Source organism: Mycobacterium sp. NGS34 (assembly GCF_059812845.1).
The window spans coordinates 93,045-111,438 of the sequence record NZ_JCALDM010000010.1 but is presented as its reverse complement, the minus strand read 5'-3'; the positions used below and the strand labels follow the sequence as shown (position 1 = coordinate 111,438).

The window sequence follows — 18,394 nt, the reverse complement described above, 5'->3', positions numbered from 1 at the left end:
AGCGCGAGAGTGTTTTCGATCAGCCGACCCGCTGCAGGCGGGCGAAGTTTTCCACGAGATCGGTAGCTGCGGCGACGCTTTCGGCGGGTTTGGTCATCCGTGGGGCCAGCTCGCGGGCCCGGCCGAGGTATTCCGGGGCGAGGATCCGGCGAAGGTCCTTGACCAACGTGTCCTCCGTGGTGGTCGAGAGCCGCCGGGCGGTGCCCACTCCCAAGCGTTTGAGCGCCGCCCCCTCCAGCGGCTGGTCATAGAACGTCCAGAGCACCACCTGCGGGACTCCGGAGCGCAGGCACGTGGCCGTGGTGGCCGCGCCGCCGTGATGCACGACCGCGCGGCAGGCCGGAAAAATCGCCTCGTAATTCACCGCACCCACCACCTTGACGTGGTCGAACTGGTGGATGTCGCTGAAGTCGCTGACGCCGGCGCACACCAGCGCCCGCTCCCCCAGCCGCGCGCACGCCGCGGCGATCATGGCCAGCACGGTGGCGGCGGATTCGACCGCGAGGCTGCCGAATGCGAAGCAAATCGGCGGTGTCCCCGCCGCGATCCAGGACAAGACCTCGTCGTCGGCATCCTGCGGGAACCCCAGCGTCAGCGTCCCGACGAGGGGGCGCTTGCCGTTCCATTTCGCCCATTCGGCCTCCAACCCCGGAACGAAAAGGCGGTCGTAGCCCTGGATTTCAAGGGATCCGCGCTCTTCGATCCGGCGCGGCCAGGGTTGCGTCGCATCGGGCAGACCCAGTAGCCGGCGTTGCGCGTCCTCGGCCTTCTTCGCAGGGCCGCCCCACGTCAGCCGCTCGTATCCCCGCATTGCGGCGCGCCCCAACGGCGCCGGCAGCAGCGGCATGACTTTGCCGTTGGCCCGGATCGGGAACCAATGCAGCATGGCGAACGGAATGTCGTAATACTCAGCGACATTGAAGGGAAACTGCTCGAACCCGTAGCCGGAGATGATCAGGTCGGCGCCGTCGGCCAGCGACTTCAGCGTGTCGAAGGCTTCCTCGGTCCAGCATTGGCTCACGATCTCCGCGATCTCGCGCCCTAACCGGTCCAGCTCCTGCATCCGCCATGGGCTGCGAAACAGCAGCGTCCAGTAGTCGCGCTGCACGTCCATGATGACCCGCGAATCGAGGCCGTAGCCGACAGCCGCCACCCCCGCCGCCTCGGCGAAGCCGACCAGGTTGGGCGGCACCGCCATGTGCACGTCATGCCCCCGGCGCGTCAGCTCGCGGCCCACCACGACGGAGGGCTCGACGTCGCCGCGCGCTCCGTAGCACGCCAGCGCAAATTTCATTGCGAGTCTTGACCTTTCAGTTGTGTCAGTGCCCCGATTCGGCGGCGGCACGGTAGCCGCGGACGGCCAGCGGCCCGAGCACCGCGGCAAGACCAAGGGCCCACGCAACGGTCACCAGGAGCGGAAACAACACGGGACCGCCCTGGGCCAGTCCCCGCATCGACTCGATCGTCGCCCACATGGGCTGCAGGCGGATCTCCAGGCGCACCCACGAAGGCAGCGTTTGGGTCGGAACAACACCGGAGCTGGCGAACACCGCACCGGTGGACGGCACCCCCAGCCACATGAGCGCCGAACCGGTCCGGGCCCGCACCGCTATCGCGATCACCGCCATCGAGAAGACGACCACCACCAGCGCCGGCACCAGAATGAACGGAATGACGTTGAGCAGGCCGCCTTTGAAGCGAAGCCCGAGCCCGACACCGACCGCCGTGATCAGCGAGGCACTCACGAGCGTGCGCGCGGCCTCGGCGAGCAGCCTGCCGGTGAGCGCGCTGGCCCGGTGTACGGGAAACACCCACAGCCGGCCGATCAGGCCGCTGTCGCGGTCGATCCACATGCGACGGCCGGTCGCGAGCGCCCCGAACATCGCACCGGCGACGGCACACATCGGCACCAGTCCGTAGAGACTTTCCGTGCCGGTGATCCTGATTATCGACTTGCCCACCAACAGTTTGTAGGCGATCAGCAGGAAGGTCGGGAACACCAGAGCCTGGATCAGCACCATCGGCTGGCGCCGCCACCGGGTCAGGAGATGGCTTGCGAAAAGCAGGGTTTCGCTGGCCAGGGAGCTCCGCGGCGGTGCTTGCGCGGTCATTGCGGGCGCCCCTGAACCCGCACCGCGATTGCGCCGAACACCACCAGCAGCCCGAGACACCACGCCATGCTGGTCGCCAAATTGCTCACCGCGACATGGCCGGTGGTGAAGCCGCGCAGGGTCTGCGTCACCTGCGACACGGGCTGGTAGCGCACGAACGGATGCAGCCAGTCGGGGAACGAGTCGGCCGGGGCCATCCCGGTGGAGAGCATGACCAGCAGCATCTGGGGAACCAGGAGCAACTGATCCAACACCCCGCTGCTCGCGAACCGGCCCTGCGAGGCGACGGAAAGAACCCCGGCCGCGTCGGCGGCGAGCGACAGCGCCAGGGTCAACAGGAGGGTGAGGACGGCGAAGGCGGCCGCATAGATCAGCCCGCCGAACATTCGGAAGCCGAACGCGTACCCGATGGCGATCGCCGCAAGCAAGCCGAGGGTGCCGCGGAACAGGCAATACGACATGCGGGCCATCAGCGGCGTGACCGCCGAGATGGGAAGCGTGCGGAGTCGGTCCGCGAAGTCGCTCCGCTCGTCCTGGGCAGCGCGGTCGATGGTCGTCAACGCGCCGAGAAAGATCACCTGGATGACGACGACCGGCAGGACGTACTGTGGGTAGCTCATGCCACCGGTGTCGATCACGTTGCCCAGCATGAAATTGAAGACGACGAAGTTCAGTGCGGGCGACACCGCGGCGAATATCAGATCGTTGCGCATCGCGTTCTGCACGGCACGCTCGGTGAGCGCGGCGAGCGCGGTCACGTGGTGACTTTCGCGGTGAGGTGTAGAAACGCCTCGTCCAAAGACGGCTTGCGCAGCGCGATATCGAGTAGCTCGACGCCGAGCCGGTCGACCCGGCGGAACACCTCGCCGAGGGTCGCGACACCGTCGGGCGAGAGCACCGAGACGGTGTTCGCCTCGTAGTCGGCTTCGGCGCCTTCGAGGTCGGCGACCGCTTCCAGGATCTTGGCGAGGTCGGCCGGGTTTACGGGACTCACCGTGCAATAGCCCAATCCCACGCGGCGCTTGAGCTCTTCGGCCGTCCCCTCGGCGACGACGCAACCCTTGTTCAGAACGACGATCGAATCGCTCAGCACGTCGGCTTCTTCGAGATATTGCGTCGTGAGCAGGATCGTCACGCCCTGGGATGACAAGGACGACACCAGGTTCCACACATCGCGGCGACTACGCGGGTCCAGCCCGGTGGTCGGCTCGTCGAGGAAAAGCACCTCCGGCGGCACCATCAGCCCGGCCGCGATGTCGATGCGGCGCACCATGCCACCGGAATAGGTGTGCACCGGCCGGTCGGCGGCGTGCGACATGTCGAACTCGTTGATCAACGCGTCGGCTCGCAGCCGCGCGTCTTTGCGCCGCATTCCCCGCAGCCGGCCGAACAACACCAGGTTCTCCCGGCCGGTGAGCTCGAAATCGAGCGCGGCCAGCTGCCCGATGCTGCCGATGCTGGCCCGCACCTGGGCCGCCTCCCGGACGACGTCGTGCCCGGCCACGACCGCTCGGCCGGAGGTGGGCCGCAGCAACGTCGAGAGGATCTTGATGGCGGTCGACTTCCCGGCACCGTTGTGACCGAGCAGAGCGCACACCGACCCGGTCGGAACGAAAAAACTCACGTCCTGCAGCGCGTGAATTTTTCCGTCGAAAGCCTTTGCTACGCCGTCTAGCTCGATCACGAAGACAGACCATACCCGTCGGTAGACGCGTGTTGAATAGAAACCGGCTGCTGAGGTTTTAAAGCTGCCCCGGGCCAGGACTGGGGACGGCCGTTCAGGCCCGCCGATGCCGTCATCAGCCGGGGTTACCGTTAGTGCCGTTATGGTGGGCCCCGATTCCCAGGGTGGAGCCCACACCACCGAGCCCACCGAGACCGCCGGTGACGGTGCCCGCGCCGCCGTTCCCGCCGTTCCCGCCGGTCGCGGTGGCCGCGGAGAAGGTAGACGTGATCGCCGCAAGGCCACCGGCGCCACCGCCGCCACCGACGCCGCTACTGCCGGTGCCGCCGGCGCCGCCGTGGCCGCCGTCGGCGTTCCCGAATCCGTTCGTGACGACCTGGCCACCGATCCCACCGGCACCACCGGAGGCGCCGTTCCCGCCGCCGCCGGCGTCGCCGCCGGTGCCGATCGCCGAAGAGGTAGAGGTCTGGATGGTCACGTCACCGCCGTCCCCACCGGCCCCACCGACGCCGAGGCTGCCAACGCCACCGCCGCCGCCATGACCGCCGAAGACGTTTCCGAATCCGTTCGTGAGGACCCCTCCGCCGGTCCCACCGGCACCACCGGAGACGCCGTTGCCGCCGCCGCCGGCGTCGCCGCCGGTGCCGATCGCCGAAGAGGAACTGGTCTGGATGGTCACTCCGCCGCCGTCCCCACCGGCCCCACCGATGCCCAGGCTGCCAACGCCACCGCCGCCGCCATGGCCGCCGGTGACCTGTCCCGTTCCGTTGGTGGTGACCGCCCCACCGGCACCGCCCTTACCGCCGGAGCTGCCGTCCCCGCCGCTGCCACCCCCGCCGCCGGTGCCGGTGGCCGAGGAACTGCTCTGGATGGCCACGCCACCGCCGGCCCCGCCGGCCCCACCGACACCGGCGCCGCCGGTACCACCGGCACCGCCATGGCCGCCGGCGCTGTTGCCGGTTCCGTTCGTTTGGACGGCGCCACCGGCCCCACCGGCGCCACCCGAGCCACCGTTTCCGCCGTCGCCACCGTCGCCGCCGGTGCCGGTGGCCGGAGAGGACGTGCTCTGGATGGCCACGCCACCGCCGTTGCCCCCCGCCCCGCCGACACCGGTGGTGCCGGTGCCACCGGCACCACCATGGCCGCCGGCGGTGTTGCCCGTTCCGTTCGTGAGGACCGCCCCACCGACCCCACCGGCGCCACCCGAGGCGCCGTTCCCGCCATGACCACCGGTGCCCCCGGTGACGGCGACCGAAGAGGACGCACTCTGGATGGCCACCCCACCGCCGGCCCCGCCGGCGCCACCGACACCCGTCGTGCCGGCGCCACCGTCGCCGCCCACGCCGGCTGTGACGGCTCCCGTGCCGTTGGTGATGACCTGTCCACCGGCCCCACCGGCCCCGCCGGAGGCGCCGCCTCCGCCGTGGCCTCCATCGCCGCCGGCCACGGCCGCCGAAGACGCGGCATTCTGGATGGCCACCCCACCGCCGGCCCCGCCGGCCCCACCGACACCGCTGGTGCCGGAACCACCGGCGCCGCCGTGGCCGCCGCCGGTGACTCCCGTTCCGTTCGTGACGACCACCCCACCGGCGCCACCGGCACCACCGGAGACGCCGTCCCCGCCAATGCCGCCATCGCCGCCGGCCACGGCCGCCGAAGAGGCGGCGTTCTGGAATTGCACGCTGCCGCCGGCCCCGCCGGCGCCACCACCGTCGGCGGTTCCGGTACCACCGGCGCCGCCGTGGCCGCCGGTGGTCGCTCCCGTCCCGTTTGTGATGACTACGCCACCGGCGCCGCCGGTACCACCCGAGCTGCCCTGCCCGCCAGTACCACCGGTGCCGCCGGTGACGGCGGCCGCGGAGGCACCATTCTGGAACTGCACGGCCCCGCCGGCCCCGCCGGCCCCACCGAGGCCGTTGCTGGCGGTGCCACCGTGGCCGCCGTGACCACCGGTGGTGGTGCCGGACCCGGCGGTGATGACCTGTCCACCGGCCCCGCCGGTGCCACCGAAGACGCCGCTCCCGCCATTACCGCCGGTGCCGCCGGTGACGGTGACGGAAGAGGCGGCGTTTGTGATAGTCACGGCACCCCCGGCGCCGCCGGCCCCACCGACTCCGCCGACGCTGGTACCACCGTCGCCGCCCGTACCGGGCGTGACGGCCCCCGTGCCGGCAGTGATGGCCGCGGCCCCGTTGCCGCCGGCGCCGCCGTTACCGCTGCCCGGCGCGTTGCCGCCCTTACCGCCGTTGCCTGCCAGCGAAGCGGCAGTGCCGCCGTTACCGCCGTTGCCGCCGTTGCCGTTGCCGGCGCCGTCGCCGCCGGCGCCGCCGGTGCCGCCAGTGCCGGTCTGCGAAACCGCAGCGCCCCCGGTGCCGCCGTTACCGCCATGACCATTGCCTGCGGCGGTGCCACCGGCGCCGCCGTCGCCGCCGCTGCTCCCGCTTCCGCCGTTGCCGCCGTTGCCGCCGTCGGGATGGAGCAGGGTGCCTGCCGCGCCTTGACCGCCGGTGCCGCCGGCGCCCGAGGTACCGGTGGTGCCGGCGGATCCGCCCGTACCGGGGGTGCCGAAGATGCCGGCGGTGCCGCCGGCGCCGCCGGCTCCGGCGACGCCGCCTAGCCCGCCCGCGCCGCCGTTGCCACCGGTGCCGTTGTTGATGCTGAAGTCGCCGACCCCGCCGGCACCGCCGGCACCGCCGTTTCCGCCGGATCCGCCCAGGCCGCCGTGCCCCCCGGCGCTCAGGAACCCGACGGCGTTGCCGCCAGCGCCACCGGCGCCGCCGGCACCGCCCGCGAAACTCGACCCTGCGGTGCCGGGAGCGCCGGTGGCGCCGACGCTGCTGTATCCGCCTTGACCTCCGGCACCGCCGGATCCGCCGGCTCCGCCCAACAGCGACTCGCTCGCCCCGCCGGCGCCGCCTGCGCCTCCGGCACCACCCAGCTGACCAGCCAGCGTGGCGGAGCCACCGGCCCCGCCGTTGCCGCCGTTGCCGGCCGCGCCGCCGCCGAACAGGCCATTCCTGCCGCCGGCCCCGCCGTTACCGCCGTTCACCCCGGCCGTGGTAGCGGATGCGCCGGCCCCGCCGTTGCCGCCGTGCCCGAAAAAGCCCGCCGACCCGCCGTTACCGCCGTTTTGCCCGGTCCCCGCGGCTCCAGCGGCGCCGTTGCCGCCGTTGCCCCACAAGATCCCTCCGTCGCCGCCGTTGCCGCCCGGCGTGGTGGCGTCGGCGCCGTCGCCGATCAGCGGGCGCCCGGTCAGCGCCTGGACCGGCCCGTTGATCGCCGCCAGCGCCTGGTCCAACGGCGAGGCGTTGGCCGCCTCGGCGGCCGCGTAGGCGCCCGCCGCGCCGTTCAACGCCTGCACGAACTGCGCGTGAAACGCCTCCGCCTGCGCGCTCAGCGCCTGCTGCTCCTGGGCAAAGACGCCGAACAACTTCGCGATCGCCGCGGATACCTCGTCCTGCGCGGCAGCCGCCACCGACATCGTCGACGGCGCCGCCGCCGCGTAGGCGGCGCCGATCGTCCGCCCGATCCCGGCCAAATCCGCGGATGCGGACCCCAAAGCTCCCGATGTGGCGATCACATAGGAAGACACTGGGTTCCCCCTCGCTGGGGACGGGACGGCAAGGACGCGGGTGATTTTAGGCGTAGGTTACGCGTGTCTAATACGGTTTGGAATCCGATTCCGAAAGTTTGAACCAAGCTCAAATTGCATACCCCGGACCGCCGCAGCAACGCGCAGCCTGCGCTGTGTGACTGATGCGACAGGAGCGACTAGGGGTCAGGTCTGTTGCAAATGAGCGTTCTCGACGCTGCAACACCGGCGAAGGGGTCGGCCGGGCGGGTGCGGCGCCGGTTCAGCCAGCGGTCGGGACGAGGTTCACGCCGCGGGCTCACGGAGCGGAAGGCCGGCGGCGCGGTACATCGCGTCGATGACGGTCATGTTCTCGATCGCCTCCTCCGGTGTCGTCTTCACCGGTTCGCCGCGCAGCACGGCCGCGGCGAAAGCGTCGAGCTGATGCCCGTAGGTCGAGCGCCCCGCCGTGAAGTTCTCCACCCGCTTCCCGGCGGCCGACCGGACCGAGAACCGCTGGAACGGGATCAGCGGGTTGAGCCGCAGCTCGCCGCGTTCGCCGACCACCTTCACGGTCAGGCGCGGTAGAGCCGTCGACCACATCGAGCAGTGGATCCGGCCGCTGTGCCCGCCGGCGAACCGCAGCTCGGCCGTCATGGCCCGGTCCACGTTGGGGCCGCGCAGTTTCGCGTGCGCCGCAACGACTTCCGGGGTCGAACCGCCGAACCTGCGCACCATGTCGACCGCATAGCAGCCGAGGTCCATCAGCGCGCCACCGGCCAGCGCATAGTTGTAGCGGTTGTGCGAGAACTTCGGCATCCAGAAGCACCACTGCGCGTCGACGCGCTCCAGCCTGCCGAGCTCTTCCGAGGCGATGATCTCCTCCACCCGCGCCGCGCAGGGGTGGTAACGGTAGTGAAATGCCTCCATCACAACCCGGTCCGACTGGGCGGCAACGTCGGCGACCGCGCGGGCCTCGGCCGCATTGGCCGTGAACGGCTTTTCGCACAGCACGTGCTTGCCCGCGTCGAGCGCGGCCCGAGTCCATCTGCCGTGCAACCCAATTGGCAGGGGGTTGTAGATGGCGTCGAGGTCGGGGTCGGCGATCAGCGCCTCGTAGCTGTCGTGCACGCGGGCGATCCCGTATTTGGCGGCAAAGGCCCGGGCGCGCGACACATCGCGGGCGGCCACCGCGGCCACCACGACCTCGTCGTTGTCCCGGGCGGGCTTGATGAGCGCCGTCGGCGTGATGCGCGCCGCCCCCAGGATGCCGATCCGCACCGGTGCGCCGCCTTCAGACACGGACGGGATGCTAGCAGTGGACCCTGTCCAGCCCGCCCGACATACACTCTGGCAATGGTCGCCGCTGATGCCTTGCGACGCGTGGGAAATCGGCTCCGCGCGATCACGGCGTCGCGCAGGGCCGGCGCTGTCCCGCGGGTGATGGTGATCTCCAACGTGGGCAGTTTCGGCGGAGGGGGTGCGCTCGACTTCCGCGACATGGTCTTCGCCATCCGCGAAAAGCGGCCCGACGTAGACGTCGTCGCCGTCTGCCCGTGGAAGGGCAGCCTGGTCACGGAATGCGCCCGGCGCGATATCTCGACCAAAATCACCTGGATACCGGGCTGGGCTTTCCTCGCGCGGTCACGCGCGCCGCGCGTCGAGGCGCTCATCGGCACGGTTCCGTACCTCGCGATGCTGATCGTCGGCATACTGCCCGCGCTGTTCCTCCTTATTCGGCAGCGTCCGACGATGGTGCTCACCAACACGATGGTCATCCCCGCGCACGCGATCGCCGCCAAGCTGCTCGGGATCCCGCATTACTGGCTGGTCCGCGAGTTCGGCAAAGACGACCATCGGCTCTGGTTCCTGTTTGGCTATCGCAGCACCATTCGCCTCATCGGCCGGCTGTCGGACGCGGTGATCTGCAATTCGCGTGCGGTTGAGGACGCCCTGCTCGCAGTCGATCCGAAGATGGCGACGCACGTGATCTACCCGGTGGTCGACACCCCGCTCGGCGCACCGCCGGAGCGGCAGCCCGGCGAACGGATGCGAGCCGTGTTGATCGGCTACTACTCCGAAGCCAAGGGACAGCGCATCGCGGTCGAGGCGGTAGCGATCGCCCGAGCAGCTGGCGTCGACATCGAGTTGGCCTTGGTCGGCGCCGGCAATCAGAAACCACTTCGCGAACTCGCCCGGCGCCTGGGCGTCGAGGACCTGGTCAACATTCATGGGCGCACCCGCGACGTCGGCCGCTACTGGTCCGCCGCCCACGTCGGCCTCATGTGCAGCCAATGCGAGGCGTTCGGCCGCGTCACCGTGGAGGCGATGCGGGCCGGACTGCCGGTGTGCGGGACCGACGCGGGTGGCACGCCGGAGATCATCGATCCGGGTGTCAACGGACTGCTGAGCCCCGCCGGCGACGCGAACGCGCTCGCGGCCAACCTGATGACGCTGGAATCGGACGAAGACCTCCGCCGCAAGCTCGCCGTTCGCGCGGTGGAAACGCCGCGCTTCCAACGCGACCGTCACGACGATGAATTCATCAGCATTCTCGGCCTGCCTTGAACCCGGCCCGAAGAACGGGCAATACAAAGCCCTTCCACCCGCAGCGTGCGATGCTACGATCTCGCTTCGCCGAGACCGGGCCAAACGTTGAGCCATGATCGGCTGAGGAGTTGAACTTTGGCTGTCGGCGAGTTGAGTCCGCGCGAGGCCGAACGCGTTGTGTGGGACGTGATCGTCGTCGGGACCGGCATGGGCGGCGGGACGCTGGGTTATTCGCTTGCCCGCGCGGGCCGGCGGGTGCTGTTCGTCGAAAAGGGCCGCTCGACCCTGCCCGGAACGCCGGGAACGATTCGCGCGGCCATGCCCGAACTCGCCGAACCGCGTGCCGCCCGTTCGGCGGAGACCTACTACGACGCCCTCGCCCGGGCCGGGCGCTCCAATGACGAGATCGAAGACATCACCCGGCGACGCTCGAAGCGGTTCGTGCCGTTCATCGGCAGCGGCACCGGCGGCTCCTCGGCCCTCTACGGCATGGTCTGCGAGCGATTCTTCGCCCAGGACTTCACCCCGCGGCAAAACTTCCGCGACCCCGGCGAATCCACCGTGCCCGAGGCCTGGCCGATCACCTACGACCAGCTGAGCCCGTGGTACGCCGAGGCCGAAAAGCTCCTCAATGTGCGCGGCCAACCCGACCCGCTGCGACCCGAGTCCGCCGACGTGGGTTTGCCTGCGGCGCCGCCCTTTTCACCCGACAACCAGCCGCTGGTCAACTACCTGAGCGGCCGCGGCCTGCACCCCTACCACCTGCCGATGGCCTGCGACTACACCGAGGGCTGTCCCACCTGCCAGGCCCACCTCTGCGAGCGGTCGTGCAAGAACGACGCCGGCCGCAACGGCGTGCTCCCCGCGATCACCGAGCACGGGGCGCAGCTGCTGGACCAGTGTCGGGTGGTGCGCCTGGAGGCCGACCGGACCCGGGTGCAGCGGGTGATCGCCCAGCGCGGCTCCGACATGCTGACGTTGCAAGGCAAGGTGGTGGTGCTGGCGGCCGGCGCGCTGGCCACCCCCGTCTTGTTGCTCAACTCGCGATCCGGCGACTGGCCGCGCGGGCTGGCCAACGGCTCAGATATGGTGGGGCGCAACCTGATGCGCCATCTGATGGATTGGATCGAGGTCTGGCCGCAGCCCGGCTGCAAGATCACGGCCGAGAACAAGGAAATCGGTTTCAACGATTTCTATTTCGCCGACGGCCAGAAATACGGCACGGTACAGTCGGCGGGCGCGATGGCCAATCTGGCATCCATGGATATGTTCACCAACCAGCCCGGTTGGCAGCCCAAGGCACTGCGCCTGGTGAGCCCGGCGGTGCGGCCGATCTACGATCGCTTCTTCAATGGTGGGCTGGTGCTGGCCCCGATCATGGAGGACCTGCCGTATCTGGACAACCGGGTCCTGCCAAGCGACCGACCCGACGAGGATGGGCGCCAGCGGCTGCGACTTCGATACCGTTTGCACCCAAGCGAGGTCGACCGCCGCGCAGTGTTTATCCGGCAGATAAAAGAGGTGTTGAAGCCGTATCGCACCCTCACCCTGCGAACCGGCGCAAACAACTCGACCCTCGGCCACGTCTGCGGCACCTGCCGATTCGGCACCGATCCCAAGACCAGCGTGCTCGACCCGCAGAACCGGGCGCACGAAGTGGACAACCTCTACGTGGCGGATGCGTCGTTCTTCCCGTCCAGCGCCGGGTTGAACCCAAGTTTGACGGTCGCGGCCAACGCCTTGCGGGTGGCCGCCCACGTGAACCAGGCGCATTTCGCCAGCTGACGCCCCTTGGATTCGCCTGTGCGCGAACCGATCCCCCGTCCGTCGATCAGCCGGCGCGCTTGCGGCGGGCGAAGTCTTCCACGAAATCGGCGGCGGCCGCGACGCTTTGGGCGGGTTTGGTCATTCGCGCGGCGACCTCGCGGGCCCGGGCGGTGTATTGCGGGGCGAGGATGGTCCGAAGATCCGCGACCAACGTTTTCTCGGTCGCGGTCGAAAAGCGCCGGGCGGTGCCCACCTTCAGCCGTTTCACCGCGGCGCCCCAGATCAGCTGAACGTCGGCCATCCACAGGATCAGCGTCGGGACCCCCGCGCGCAGCCCCGCGGCGGTGGTGCCCGCCCCACCGTGGTGCACGAGCGCGCGGCAGGCCGGGAAGATTGCCGCGTAGTTCATCGCGCCGACCACTTTGACGTGCTCGAAACCGGGGGCGTCGCCGAAATCGGTCGCCGCCGCGCACACCAGTGCCCGTTCGCCCAGCTGCGCACAAGCCCTCGCGATCATGGCGATGGTGCTCTCGGCGGATTCGACCGGAATGCTGCCGAACCCGAAGAAGATCGGCGGTGGTCCCTCGGCGATCCACGAGGCGACCTCGTCGTCGGCATCCGTCGGTGACTCCAGCGTCAGCGTGCCGACGAAGGGCCGCTGGCCATCGAATTTCGCCCATTCGCCTGCCAACCCGGGAAAGCACACTTCGTCATAGGCCTGGATTTCCAGCGCGCCCCGTTCGGCGATCCGTCGCGGCGCGGGGCCGGTGACCTTCGGTAGGCCCAGTTCGTGGCGCTGCGCGTCCTCGACCTTTTTCACCCCGCGCCACACCAGCCAGTCGTAGACCCGCATCGCCGAGCGGATGAGCGGCGGCGGCAGCGTCGGAACGAGGTGGCCGTTGACGCGTATCGGGAACCACAGGAGAGTGGCCAACGGAATGTCGCGGTACTCAGCGACGTTGGCGGCCAGCTCCTGGTAACTCATGCCGGTCAACAGCAGGTCGGCCCCGTCGGTCAGCGAGGTCAGCATCGTGCTCATCTCCGCCCACCGCTGCGTGCCGGGCTCCCGAGACTCACGCAAAAACGCGCGCACGTCCCGGATTCTCCAGAAGTTCCGGAAGAAATAGGCCCAGAAGTTGCGCGTCGATTCCAGCCACGTCTGAATGTCCGGCCCGTAGGCGGTGGCGGCGAGCCCGGCCGCCTCGGCGAACCCGGCCAGGTCCGGCGGGACGGCCGCGCACACGTCGTGCCCGCGGCGCCGCAACTCACGGCCGACGGCGACGCCGGGCTCGACATCGCCGCGAGTCCCATAGAACGCCAGCACAAACTTCATCGCTTGATCCTGGTCCTTCACTTCCCGTGCGCGTTGAAGCGAAATGAAAGCGGCAGACCCGGTGCCCAGCTCAGCCGCCCAGCAGCATAACCCCAATGCCGGCGCCAGCAACCGGCTATCTGAAAGTTTTGGCGGCTCCGCCGGGGGCGTCGCCAATGACGGCGATTTGGCCTCGCGCAGACCGCATTTCAGGCATCGGGCGGCAACTCGAGTTTGCGCCCCGCGGCACCGAACACGGAAAAGTCTTCGCCAATGCGCGGCCGCGGGGATGCGCCCGAGGCTAATCTGCTGTGATGAATCGGCTCGCCCGCAGGTACGTCCCCGCCGTCATGCGCGGCGGCGTCCCGGCGAATCGTCTGTCATAGGAGGCTAATCAGTGCCAACCCGGATACGCCGCGCGTCCAACGGCGAGGCGCCGCCGGACAATCTGCTGACGTTGGTGGACCAAGGCTTCGTTGCCGGACAGCGCGCCATCGGCCAGACGGAAGTCATGCAGGTCGTGTGGGTTTATGAGCACCCGATCGATTTCGACGGGCTGAAACGTTTTCACCACAATCTCGGCTACGGGTTGTCCGGCCGGCTCATCGAACGGTCGCCGCTGCCGTTCGGCCGGCACCGGTGGGTGGTCGACCGGGGGCCGTCGGAGATTCATTTCGAAGACCGCGCCCGTCCCCGCGCCGACGTCAGCGCGTGGGCCGACGAACGCTCACAGGTTCCCGTCGATCCGGAAGCCGGGCCCGGCTGGCATCTGGCCGTCCTTCCCCTGACCGATGGCTCGACGGCGGTCACCTGGGTGATTTCCCACTACATAATTGACGGCGTCGGGGGTCTCGTCGCGGTGGCCGAAGCGATCATGGGCACTAACCGCGACCTCGGCTACCCGCCGCCGCGCTCGCGCCCCCGGCTGCGCGCGGTGGCCCAGGATCTCCGCCAAACCGCTCGGGACGCGCCCGACGTCGGCCGGGCGTTCGTCGCGTTGGCACAACTGACCCGCCGTCAGCGCCGCGACGCCGACCGATCGACGCCGGCGTCACGGCCCGTCGCCCGCCGCGACGACGGCGGCTCCGACCCCGTCATCGTCCCGAGCATCGCAATCCTCGTCGACCTGGATCAATGGGATGCGCGTGCCGAGGCTCTCGGCGGGACGAGCACGACGCTGGCCGCCGTGATGGCCGCAAAGCTCGCAGAGCATTTGGGGCGTCGACGGGCCTCCGACGGCGCCGTGACCCTGCAAATCGTCATGTCGAACCGCGGCGAGGACGACACGCGCGCGCTCGCGGTGTCGTTTGCCCGTGTCAGCCTCGACCCGGCCGGGTTGACGGCCGATCTGCGCGACACCCGGGCCGCGATCAAGCAGGCGCTGAAGACTCTGCAGAGCGCGCCGGACGAATCCTCGCAATTGGCCGCGCTGTCCCCCTTCACCCCTAAGCGGACCTGGAAACGGGGCGTCGAGGCGCAGCTCAACGACCCCGACATGCCGGTGATCTATTCCAACCTCGGCGACGCCGGTTCGGTGGTGAGCTGCGCCGACGGCACCCAGTGCGAGTACGCCTGGGCGCGCGGGACGAGGCAGCACGCGACGCGGCAGCAGCTCGAGCGGACGGGCGGACACATGCAGGTGGTGTCGTGCCGCACGCCGGGGATCGGAAAGATCTACCTGACCGTCGTGGCCTACCATCCGGGCGCGGAGAACACCAAAGCCGCTCTGCGCGAACTGGCCGCGCGCACGCTGGATGAGTTCGGCCTGACCGGCGACATCGACTAAGGATTCGTTCCCCGCGCCCGCTTCGGGACGCCATGCTGAGAAGTTCCTTAAATCCTGGTCAGGCGCTGTTGTACTCCATTATGGTTTGCATCCGTAATTGAACTCGTGTCAGTTAGGGTGGTGCGGTGGTCTGGGGCAGTGTGCGCGATGTTGAGCCGACGCGGTCCGATATCGCCGTCGAGACCGGCCAGGACGCCGGCCCACCGCCCGGCCCCCGACGAGCCCTCTTCCGAGGTCCCCGCCAACCGTCGTCGGCCCCCCGCGCACAGGGTGGATCTGGAGCCGGTCGTCGGCACGCGGGACCCGCGATCTTCCGGGGCCTGCGGCGGCTGTGGATTCCGCTGGTCGTACTGGTCGTGATCGCCGTTGGGGGGTTCACGGTGTCACGGCTGCACGGCCTCTTCGGCTCGGAGAAACGCCTCTCGTACGCCGACACCCGGGTCGACAACAAACCGTACAACCCCCAGCACCTGCGGTACGAGGTCTTCGGACCACCGGGAACCGTGGCCTTGATCAGCTATTACGACGAAACCGGTTCGCCGCAGCATGTCGACGCGGCGAGCCTGCCATGGTCGGTGGAATTCCCGGTCACCGCGGCGACGGGAATCGGAAGCGTCGCGGCGCAGGGTGACACCGACAGCATCGGTTGCCGCATCCTGCTGGACGGCGTGGTCAAGTCCGAGAAGGTCACTAACGAGGTGAGCGCCTTTACGTCCTGCATGCTCAAGGGCTCATGACCAACCACCAGCTACAGCACAGTCGGCTATTCGTAGCGCGGACGATCCGTCGATTTTCGGTCGCCATCATCTTGGGGTGGTTGGCGATCATCGCGGTCCTGAATTTCTTCGTTCCGCCACTGGAGCAGGTCGAGAACCAGCATTCCGTCTCCCCGACGCTCACCAATGCGCCGTCCGCCACCGCGTCACAGCGGCTCAACGAAGACTTCAAGGCGGCCGACCAATCCGGTCAATCGGGGTCCACCAGCGTGGCGACGATCGTTTTGGAGGGCCAGCAACCCCTCGGCGACGACGCCCACAGGTTTTACGATCGATTGATTTCTCAGCTAAAAGACGATCCGAAACATGTGATACATGTCAACGATTTCTGGGGTGATGAATTAACGCGGCAGGCCGCACAGAGCGCCGATGGTAAGGCCGCGTATGTCCTGGTGATCATCGCCGCGGGCAACGACTCGATCGAGGCCGTTCAGCATATCGTCGCGCGGACGCCGGCGCCGCCCGGAGTCAAGGCGTTTGTCACCGGGCCCGCGGCGATCATTTCGGATATGAGCCACAGTGGTGACAGAACGGTTGCCACAATTACTCTGGTAAGCATCGCGGTGATCTTCATTACGCTGCTTATCGTCTACCGCTCGATCGTAACCGTAATTCTGTTGTTGCTGGTGGTCGGCATCGAATTAATGGTGGCCCGGGGAATTGTCGCATTCATCGGCTATCACGGGATCATCGGTCTGAGCACCCTCGCGGTCAATCTGCTGGTATCCCTCGTGATCGCGGCCGGAACCGACTACGGGATATTTTTCATCGGGCGGTATCAGGAGGCCCGCCAGGCCGGAGCGGACCGAGAAACGGCGTACTACACCACCTACCACGGGGTCACCAAGGTCGTCGTGGCCTCGGGTTTGACGATCGCCGGAGCGCTTTACTGCCTCGTCTTCACGCGACTGCCCTCGTTCTACGTGCTGGCCGTCCCCTGCGCGGTGGCCGTGGTGGTCGCCGTCGCGGTGGCGATCACCCTGATCCCGGCCGTCCTCACGGTCGGAAGCCGCTTCGGCCTGTTCGAACCCAAGCGCAAAATCAGCTTTCGCGTATGGCGGCGCGTAGGCACTGCGATCGTTCGCTGGCCCGCGCCAATTCTCGCCGCGGCTTTGGCGGTAACGCTGATCGGATTGTTGACGCTGCCGGGCTACAGCCCCAGCTACAACGACCAGAAATTCATCCCCAAAGATATCCCCGGGAATTTGGGGTACGAGGCGGCGGCGCGGCATTTTCCGCCGTCGGCGATGATGGCGCCCGAAATCCTTTTGGTCGAGGCCAACCACGATCTGCGCGATTCGGCCGATTTCCTGGTGCTGGATAAACTGGCCAAGGCCGTCCTCGCCGTGCCGGGCATTTCGACGGTGCAGGCCGTAACCCGGCCCGAGGGAACCCCGATCAAGCACACGACGATCCCGTATCTGCTCAGCATGCAAGCCGCCGGCCAGCAGCAATTCCTCACTTTCCAGCGGGCGCGCATGAACGACCTGCTCAAGCAGGCCGATCTGATATCGGAAGCGATCAGCATCACGCAGCGCATGTATGACGTGATGAAGCAATTGGTCGCCACGACGCACGACGTCGTCGCCAACACGCACGAAATGCAGGCCCTCACCAGCGAACTACGCGACCACATCGCGGATTTCGAGGATTTCTTCCGTCCCCTTCGCAGCTACTTCTATTGGGAAAAGCACTGCTACGACATTCCGATCTGCAACGCGATCAGAAGCATCTTCGATTCGCTCGACGGCGTTGACGCGGTCAGCGACAAGCTGATCCTGTTGGTGGCGGACCTCGATCAGGTTGACGCGCTGCTGCCGCAGATCCTCGCCCAGCTGCCGGCGACGATCGAGATCATGCAGCAATCGCGGACCATGCTGCTCACCATGCACAGCACCATGTCCGGGGTGCTCGGCAACATGGGCGACAACAGCAACAACGCGACCGCCATGGGCAGGGCGTTCGACACCGCCCAGAACGACGATTCCTTCTACCTGCCGCCGGAAACGTTGAAGAACAAAGACTTCCAGCGGATCATGAACATCTTCGTGTCGCCGGACGGCAAGGACGTCCGCATGCTCATCCTGCAGAAGGGCGACCCGTCGTCGTCCGAGGGCCTGTCGCGGGTCGACGCGATCAAGAGCGCGGCCGAGGAGGCGCTCAAGGGGACTCCGCTGGAAGACGCGAAGATCTACCTGTCCGGCACCGCGGCGTCGGTGCGCGACCAGGTGCGGGCTTCGACAATCGACCTCATGATCGCGGGAATCGCCGCGCTCTGCCTGATTTTCATTGTCATGCTGATCATGACGCGAAGCTTTATCGCCGCCCTCGTTATCGTCGGCACGGTATTGCTGTCGCTCGGCGCCTCTTTCGGGCTCTCCGTATTCGCCTGGCAGGATTTGCTGGGCATACAAATACATTGGTCAGTGCTGGTGATGTCGGTGATCGTCCTTTTGGCCGTGGGCTCTGACTATAATTTGCTGCTCGTCGCCCGGATGAAAGAGGAAATCGGCGCCGGGATAAACACCGGCATCATCCGAGCGATGGGCGGCACCGGCAAAGTCGTGACGAACGCGGGGCTGGTCTTCGCGTTCACCATGGGGTCCATGCTGGTCAGCGACCTGCGCACCATCGGTCAGGTGGGCACCACGATCGGTCTGGGTTTGCTGTTTGACACGCTGGTCGTGCGCGCCTTCATGACGCCGTCCATCGCCGCCCTGCTCGGGCGGTGGTTCTGGTGGCCGCAGCAGGTTCGCCCCCGTCCCGCGAGTTCCCTGCTTCGGCCCACGGGACCCCGTCCGCTGGTACGCGCCCTGTTGCTGAGATAGCGGCAGCCA

General features: G+C 68.3%; 12 protein-coding genes. 5 read left to right on the top strand and 7 right to left on the bottom strand.

From position 1 onward, the window contains the following. Nucleotides 1-19: 19 nt before the first annotated feature. From AC5Y7V_RS22830 to AC5Y7V_RS22805, 6 genes are all read right to left on the bottom strand, one after another. Entirely contained in the window at nucleotides 20-1,294 is a 1,275-nt protein-coding gene (locus AC5Y7V_RS22830) for a glycosyltransferase (protein ID WP_499882299.1), read from the bottom strand. Nucleotides 1,295-1,319: 25 nt separating this feature from the next. After that, complete coding sequence (locus AC5Y7V_RS22825; RefSeq protein ID WP_499882298.1) at nucleotides 1,320-2,111, bottom strand: ABC transporter permease; 792 nt, start codon at nucleotides 2,109-2,111, stop codon at nucleotides 1,320-1,322. Continuing rightward, entirely contained in the window at nucleotides 2,108-2,869 is a 762-nt protein-coding gene (locus AC5Y7V_RS22820) for an ABC transporter permease (protein WP_499882297.1), read from the bottom strand. The genes AC5Y7V_RS22825 and AC5Y7V_RS22820 overlap by 4 nt, the downstream gene beginning before the upstream one ends. Further along, entirely contained in the window at nucleotides 2,866-3,795 is a 930-nt protein-coding gene (locus AC5Y7V_RS22815) for an ATP-binding cassette domain-containing protein (RefSeq protein ID WP_499882296.1), read from the bottom strand. Before AC5Y7V_RS22815 ends, AC5Y7V_RS22820 begins: the two co-directional genes overlap by 4 nt. Before the next feature lie 115 nt (nucleotides 3,796-3,910). Then, nucleotides 3,911-7,387, bottom strand: coding sequence for a PE family protein (locus AC5Y7V_RS22810; RefSeq protein WP_499882295.1), 3,477 nt, complete (start codon nucleotides 7,385-7,387; stop codon nucleotides 3,911-3,913). 285 nt (nucleotides 7,388-7,672) lie between these two features. Further along, entirely contained in the window at nucleotides 7,673-8,668 is a 996-nt protein-coding gene (locus tag AC5Y7V_RS22805) for a Gfo/Idh/MocA family protein (protein ID WP_499882294.1), read from the bottom strand. A gap of 141 nt (nucleotides 8,669-8,809) precedes the next feature. Here AC5Y7V_RS22805 and AC5Y7V_RS22800 point away from each other — a divergent pair, with 141 nt between their 5' ends. Both AC5Y7V_RS22800 and AC5Y7V_RS22795 read left to right on the top strand, forming a co-directional pair. Next, nucleotides 8,810-9,934 (top strand): glycosyltransferase family 4 protein, encoded by a 1,125-nt coding sequence (locus AC5Y7V_RS22800; protein ID WP_499882355.1) that lies wholly within the window; start codon nucleotides 8,810-8,812, stop codon nucleotides 9,932-9,934. A 117-nt stretch (nucleotides 9,935-10,051) separates the two neighbouring features. After that, nucleotides 10,052-11,701, top strand: coding sequence for a GMC oxidoreductase (locus AC5Y7V_RS22795; RefSeq protein WP_499882293.1), 1,650 nt, complete (start codon nucleotides 10,052-10,054; stop codon nucleotides 11,699-11,701). A 46-nt stretch (nucleotides 11,702-11,747) separates the two neighbouring features. On the opposite strand, the gene AC5Y7V_RS22790 is transcribed toward AC5Y7V_RS22795, so the two are convergent. Beyond that, nucleotides 11,748-13,016, bottom strand: coding sequence for a glycosyltransferase (locus AC5Y7V_RS22790; protein ID WP_499882292.1), 1,269 nt, complete (start codon nucleotides 13,014-13,016; stop codon nucleotides 11,748-11,750). A 376-nt stretch (nucleotides 13,017-13,392) separates the two neighbouring features. On the opposite strand from AC5Y7V_RS22790, the gene AC5Y7V_RS22785 reads away from it, so the two are divergent. From AC5Y7V_RS22785 to AC5Y7V_RS22775, 3 genes are all read left to right on the top strand, one after another. Further along, nucleotides 13,393-14,781, top strand: coding sequence for a hypothetical protein (locus AC5Y7V_RS22785; RefSeq protein WP_499882291.1), 1,389 nt, complete (start codon nucleotides 13,393-13,395; stop codon nucleotides 14,779-14,781). Between the two features lie 320 nt (nucleotides 14,782-15,101). Continuing rightward, a complete protein-coding gene (locus AC5Y7V_RS22780) occupies nucleotides 15,102-15,518 on the top strand; it encodes an MmpS family transport accessory protein (RefSeq protein ID WP_499882354.1) in 417 nt (138 codons plus the stop codon). Then, on the top strand, nucleotides 15,515-18,385 hold the full coding sequence (locus tag AC5Y7V_RS22775) for an MMPL/RND family transporter (protein WP_499882290.1): 2,871 nt from the start codon (nucleotides 15,515-15,517) through the stop codon (nucleotides 18,383-18,385). The genes AC5Y7V_RS22780 and AC5Y7V_RS22775 overlap by 4 nt, the downstream gene beginning before the upstream one ends. The last annotated feature ends 9 nt before the right edge of the window (nucleotides 18,386-18,394 follow it).

Coding starts and splice junctions, on each gene's coding strand:
- AC5Y7V_RS22800 (WP_499882355.1), top strand. CDS start 8,810: ATGGTGATCTCCAACGTGGGCAGTTTCGGCGGAGGGGGTGCGCTCGAC.
- AC5Y7V_RS22830 (WP_499882299.1), bottom strand. CDS start 1,294: ATGAAATTTGCGCTGGCGTGCTACGGAGCGCGCGGCGACGTCGAGCCC.
- AC5Y7V_RS22775 (WP_499882290.1), top strand. CDS start 15,515: ATGACCAACCACCAGCTACAGCACAGTCGGCTATTCGTAGCGCGGACG.
- AC5Y7V_RS22825 (WP_499882298.1), bottom strand. CDS start 2,111: ATGACCGCGCAAGCACCGCCGCGGAGCTCCCTGGCCAGCGAAACCCTG.
- AC5Y7V_RS22790 (WP_499882292.1), bottom strand. CDS start 13,016: ATGAAGTTTGTGCTGGCGTTCTATGGGACTCGCGGCGATGTCGAGCCC.